Annotated in this window: 2 protein-coding genes; one reads left to right on the top strand and one right to left on the bottom strand. The window is 72.2% G+C overall.

The features are described 5' to 3' along the window. On the top strand, nt 1–735 hold a 735-nt coding region (locus KBX53_RS29705; protein WP_210862960.1), incomplete at its 5' end, for a beta-eliminating lyase-related protein. 63 nt (nt 736–798) lie between these two features. On the opposite strand, the gene KBX53_RS29700 is transcribed toward KBX53_RS29705, so the two are convergent. Next, a partial coding sequence (locus KBX53_RS29700) for a carboxyl transferase domain-containing protein (protein ID WP_305797984.1) occupies nt 799–2,413 on the bottom strand: 1,615 nt, incomplete at its 5' end.

Raw genomic sequence — 2,413 nt, 5'->3', positions numbered from 1 at the left:
CCCGTCGGCGACCGCCACCGGTTGATGACCCTGGCCGACCTCACCGCCGTCGCCGAACCGCTCGCTGCCGTGCTGTGGGAGCTGCCGCAACGGGACATCGGCGGACTGCTGCCGCAGTGGGACGACCTCGTCGCGCAGACCGAGGCGATGCGTGAACGCGGCGCCGCCATCCACCTCGACGGCGCCCGCCTCTGGGAGGCGCAGACGTACTACCAGCGGCCGTTCGCCGAGATCGCCGCGCTGTTCGACACCGGTTACGTCTCGTTCTACAAGGGACTGCAGGGCGCCGGCGGTGCCGCGCTCGCCGGGGACACCGCACTGGTGGCCGAGGCCCGGGTGTGGCGTCGTCGGCTCGGCGGCGACGTCTACGACGCGTGGCCGTTGGCCCTCACCGCGCTGCACGGCCTGGACACCCTGCTGCCCCGGCTACCGGCGCACCGGGAGCACGCGGTGGCGATCGCGGCGGCCATCAACGCCGACGGGGTGGCCCGCGCCTACCCGGACCCACCGCAGACGCCCCTGTTCCACGTCCACCTCCCGGTCGGCCCGGACGCCGCGACGCGGGCCGCCGACGCGCTGCTCGCCGCCGACGGGGTGGAGTTGTTCGGCCGCGTACGCTCGGCGCCGGCACCGGACCGGTGCTCGTTCGAGGTCAGCGTCGGCGAGAACGCCATGGACCTCAGCCCCGACGAGGTCGTCGGGTTCCTTCACGAACTGCTGCGCCACGCCACCTGAAACGGGGCGGGCCCGGTTCCTGGTCGTCCAGGAACCGAGCCCACCCCGCCCGGTCTCGGTGGGTCACCCCAGGCGGGCCTCGATGGCCTCGATGATGCGTGGACGCAGCTCGGCGGCGCGGATGACGGCGTCCACCGAGCCGACCTCGACGGCGCGGTGGATGTTGTGCACCCGATCGAACTCGGCGGCCACCTCGCTGAGCTTCTCCGCGCGCACCGACGAACGCAGCTCGTCGAGCTCCGCCGTCAGCGCGGCGCGTTCGGTGCCGGCCGCGGCGGCGGCGCGGGCCTCCAGGTCCCGCACCCGCGGGTCGGCCGACGTACGGGCGTTGACGTCGGCGGAGAACACCACAGCGGCGGCGGGTGCGCCACCGAGCACCGAGGCGAACGAACCCTCCAGCGCCAGCACCGTCATGTTCGGGTTCAGCGCCTTCGAGAACACCACGAACGCACCGCCGTGGTAGCGCGAGATCACGCAGAAGACGATGGGACCCCGGAAGTTCACGATCGCCCGGCCGATCTCAGCGCCGTACTCCAGTTGCAGCTTGCGCATCGACTCCGGTGAGCCGTCGAAGCCGGACAGGTTCGCCAGCACCACGAGCGGCCGGTTGCCGCTGGCCGCGTTGATCGCCCGCGCGGCCTTCTTCGACGAGCGGGGGAAGAGCGTGCCCGCCGTGTAGGTGTCCGGACCGTCGGTGGGCGGGAAGCCGTGCCGCGGCACCGACCGGGACTCGATGCCGAGCAGGCAGACCGGGGTACCACCGAGGTGGACGTCCTGCACGACGGCGGTGTCCGCGTCCGCCATGCCGGCCCAGCGCTCCAGCACCGGGTGGTCCTGGTCGGAGAGGGCCCGCATCACCGTCCGGATGTCGAACGGCTTCTTGCGGTCCGGGTTGGACTCGGCCGAGAAGATCTCCCCGACGGTGGCGAAGGCACTGCCCGCCACGTCGTGCGGGAAGTCGGAGATGTCCCGGTCGGTCGGGTCGGCGGTGACCGCCCGTCGGGGCGCGTCCTCCCCGGGCGCGACGTACGTGTGGTCGTAGTGGGCCATCACCACGTCGCGGGCGGCGGTCAGGTTCGGCGCCCAGTACTGCGCCTGCCCGTTCGGCCCCATCACCCGGTCGTAGCCGCCGATGCCGAAGTTGTCCTCGGCCGACACGCCGCCGGAGAAGTCGAGCGACTGCTTACCGGTGAGCACCATCGCCGAGTCCGGCGTCATCACCAGGATGCCCTTGGTGTGCATGAGCATTGTCGCCTCGGCGTTCCAGTACGGCTGAGCGCCGACGTTGATGCCCGCGACCACGATGTTGATCTCACCGCCGGCCTGGGTGAACTCGACGATCCGCTTGAGCGCCGCCGCCACCCAGTCCATGTTCTCCGTGCCGGAGGTCATCGAGATCCGCGCCCCGGCGGACAGCGCCCACCACTCCAGCGGCACCTGCATCCGCTCGGCCAGGTCCAGTGCGGCGATCACGCGCCGGCACTCCGGCTCCGACAGAGCGCCCAGCGACTTCGTCGGGTCGCCCAGCAGCACCACCCGGGTGACGCCCTGCGGGTGCCGCTCGGTCGGCGTGGTGACCACCCCGGCCACGATGGCAGCGGCGTTGCGGCCCTTCGGCCGGTCCACCGGCGTCAGCACGTGGTCGTCGTCGAGGTCGTGCTCGACGAAGTCACCGAGC

The organism is Micromonospora sp. M51 (genome assembly GCF_018070305.1).
Taxonomy (GTDB): domain Bacteria; phylum Actinomycetota; class Actinomycetes; order Mycobacteriales; family Micromonosporaceae; genus Micromonospora; species Micromonospora parva.
Note: the sequence above shows the minus strand (reverse complement) of the source record. Positions and strands in the feature narration are given on the sequence as shown.